General features: G+C 46.4%; 4 protein-coding genes. 2 read left to right on the forward strand and 2 right to left on the reverse strand.

Annotated elements, in window-relative coordinates:
- On the forward strand, positions 1–312 hold a 312-nt coding region (locus V6C93_RS07430), incomplete at its 5' end, for a hypothetical protein (protein ID WP_333476017.1).
- 10 nt (positions 313–322) lie between these two features.
- A complete protein-coding gene (locus tag V6C93_RS07435) occupies positions 323–2,299 on the forward strand; it encodes a caspase, EACC1-associated type (protein ID WP_333476018.1) in 1,977 nt (658 codons plus the stop codon).
- A gap of 56 nt (positions 2,300–2,355) precedes the next feature.
- Here the strand turns inward: V6C93_RS07435 and V6C93_RS07440 are convergent, their stop codons facing one another.
- Positions 2,356–2,490 carry a hypothetical protein gene (locus V6C93_RS07440; RefSeq protein ID WP_333476019.1) on the reverse strand — a complete coding sequence of 45 codons (135 nt, stop codon included), beginning with the start codon at positions 2,488–2,490 and terminating at the stop codon, positions 2,356–2,358.
- A gap of 42 nt (positions 2,491–2,532) precedes the next feature.
- Positions 2,533–2,712 carry a hypothetical protein gene (locus V6C93_RS07445; protein ID WP_333476020.1) on the reverse strand — a complete coding sequence of 60 codons (180 nt, stop codon included), beginning with the start codon at positions 2,710–2,712 and terminating at the stop codon, positions 2,533–2,535.
- Positions 2,713–3,026 lie beyond the last annotated feature (314 nt).

Genomic DNA, 3,026 nt, shown 5'->3' on the forward strand with positions numbered 1-3,026 from the left:
TTACAAGGGGAAGTCGAAAATCTGTTGGAGCAGCTCAAAGAAATAAACGAGGTAGAGTACGCGGAACTTGTTGCTGTTGAAAGTGCACCCCGAGGTTCCAAGGCTCTGGGTGGGTTTCTGCTAGGAGTACTGACAGCTGAGATTAATCCAGCAAATATCAAAGCGTTAATGGGATTTTTGAGCGATCGCCTTTTGGGAAAGACCGTTGAAATGGAAGTCGAAGCCAACGGCAAAAAACTCAAGGTGAAAGCCACTAATCAGGCTGAGTTGATGGCAGCAATTCAAGCCGCGCAGGATTTTGTCGCTAAGTAGGAAGTGCCAAATGGCTAAAGTAGCCCTACTAGTTGGGGTCAGTGAATACGAACAAGGGCTGAATCCTTTGCCCAGTGCTGCTAGAGATGTTGAAGCAATGAAGCAAGTGTTGCAGCATCCAGACATTGGCGGATTTGCGGAAGCAGATGTGACTGTATTGATCAATCGATCGCGACAAGAGATTGAAGAGGCAATTTACTACTTGTTTGCCAATCGCCAAAAAGATGACTTGTTGTTGTTTTACTTTTCGGGACACGGTGTAAAAGACGAACTAGGTAATCTCTACCTAGCAACTCCAACAACTCGTAAAGACCCAGGAAGAAATAAACTTGTCAAACCAACAGCAGTGGCTGCAAGGGTTCTCCATGAAAGCATGAACGAAAGCTATTCCAAACGACAGATAGTGATTCTTGACTGTTGCTTCAGTGGTGCTTTTGCAAAAGGAATGACCGCCAAAGATGATGGACTTGTGGATATTCAAGCCCAGCTAGGTGGCAAGGGACGAGCAATCCTTACTTCCTCCACTGCCACTCAGTATTCTTTTGAGCAGGAAAACTCTAACCTCTCGATTTACACTCATTACCTAGTCGAAGGAATGACAACGGGAGCAGGTGATTTAGATGATGATGGTCAAATTTCAGTTGATGAGTTACATGAATATACCGGTAGTAGGGTGCAAGAAGCTGCTCCCAGTATGACGCCAGAGTTATATCCGGTTGAAGAAGGGTATAAGATTTTTCTGGCGAGAGCGCCCGTTGGCGACCCAAAACTGAAATACCGCAAGGGAGTTGGGGTGATTGCCAGAGAAGATGAAGGGGACATTGATTTTATCAACCGTTCCTACCTGGATGAGTTAAAAAATACTCTGGGTTTGCAAGCTGAAGAGGCAAAGGTGGTTGAGGCGGAAGTTCTAGAGCCTTACCGCCAGCGAAAGGAAAAATTGCAGCGCTATGAACAAGTCTTAGCTGAAGCAATGCAGCGCCAGTATCCGCTTAGTGCAAAGGAGCGTGATAGACTGAAGCGTCTACAGCAAATTCTCAGTCTCAGGAATGAAGATGTAGAACCCATTGAAATGCAACTTATTTCACACCAATCAGGAGTAAAGTCACAGGCTGCCGCACCCCCAAGAGAGCCAACGTCACTATCACTTCCAGTGTTTAATTTTGATGTGGTGACTGTAAATGCAGAAGGTCGAGAAATTGACCGTCGTCAGGGTCAAGCCCAGTGTTTCATTGAAGACCTAGGTAATGAAATTACACTGGAGATGGTTGCGATTCTTGGTGGCACCTTTTGTATGGGTTCACCAGAAGCTGAAGCAGATAGGCTTGAGAGTGAAGAGCCACAGCACTTAGTAATTGTGAAACCCTTCTTTATGGGCAAGTATCCAATTACCCAAGCACAGTGGCAAGCCGTAGTGGCTTTACCTCCGGTCAAACGTTCCCTTGTTCTAAATCCATCCAAATTCAAAGGGGCTAATCATCCTGTAGAGACGGTCTCTTTTGAGGATGCTATTGAGTTTTGTGCTAGGTTGTCCAATTATACAGAACGAGAATATCGGCTACCGAGCGAAGCGGAGTGGGAATATGCCTGTCGTGCTGGAACAACTACCCCTTTTCATTTTGGTGAGACTATTACTTCTGATTTAGCAAACTATGATGGTAGCTATACCTATAGTTCTGATTTTCAGGGTAAGTATCGCGAGAAAACAACCCCAGTAGATAATTTTCAGGCTGCAAATGCTTTCGGGTTATATGACATGCATGGGAATGTCTGGGAGTGGTGTGCTGACTCCTGGCACAGCGATTATGAGGGCGCACCGACTGATGGTAGTGTATGGCAGGATAATAACGGTAATCAAAAGCGGCTACTACGGGGAGGGTCTTGGTACTTTAAGCCAAGTATGTGCCGTTCTGCGTGTCGCATGAACTATATCCCAGCGCTTGAGAGCTATGGCAACGGTTTCCGAGTGGTGTGTACCTCAGCTTAGTATCTGTTTGGATTTGTCAATTTCTTGTATATCTCAAGGTGAGAGGTAATTATGCTCTAGGGGCTGTCTGCTGGCGAAACTTCCTCCTGCGAGGCTTCTTGCTTGATGCCGTAATCCCGCATAATCCCGACAGCAAATAGCTTCCTACTAGCTCCATCCCAAGTAGCTACTTTTCCCGCGCTCACTGGCATCAAGCTTCGTGCATGGCTTCTCGTAAAGATAGCGAACTTCCCTCACTCCAGAACCTTTGACGAAATCGCCGCGAGTGCATCAAGGGCTAGAGCACTCTCTTTTGTTTGGGCATGACGGGAGTAAATTTTCTGTTGCATTTGCGGACTATGAGCCATCAAGTGAGCTAAAGACTTCATCACTTCCACACTCGCCCCAGAATTAATCATGTGAGCGATCGCCATAACCCGAATCAATTGGGGGTTACAGGCTTTTCCCCCAGTTTTGATTAAGTCTCACCCGTTTGAAAAACCTCTGGTTTTTGGGGAGCGTAGGAATTTGACTGCAAATGCGATCGCTCGATCACCTCAGCATCCAGAATCATATCCCAATCTGCACAACTTGATAAAATTAGCTGACGCGTGGGAAGGAATTATGAACCAAGCTCCTATGGATGAATCGGCTGCTAAGATTCTGCTTGCTCTATGGCTGGCTCTGAAGGATACAGAAGTCGCTCTGAGCCCGGCTGAAGGTTCCGCCTTGCAAGAGATAGGAAACC

Origin of the sequence: Allocoleopsis sp. (assembly GCF_036703385.1) — a bacterium.
Taxonomy (GTDB): Bacteria; Cyanobacteriota; Cyanobacteriia; order Cyanobacteriales; family Coleofasciculaceae; genus Allocoleopsis.

Bases quoted from the DNA above. Each gene is read 5' to 3' on its own strand.
- V6C93_RS07445 (WP_333476020.1), bottom strand. From the start codon at position 2,712: ATGGCGATCGCTCACATGATTAATTCTGGGGCGAGTGTGGAAGTGATG.
- V6C93_RS07440 (WP_333476019.1), bottom strand. From the start codon at position 2,490: ATGCCAGTGAGCGCGGGAAAAGTAGCTACTTGGGATGGAGCTAGTAGG.
- V6C93_RS07435 (WP_333476018.1), top strand. From the start codon at position 323: ATGGCTAAAGTAGCCCTACTAGTTGGGGTCAGTGAATACGAACAAGGG.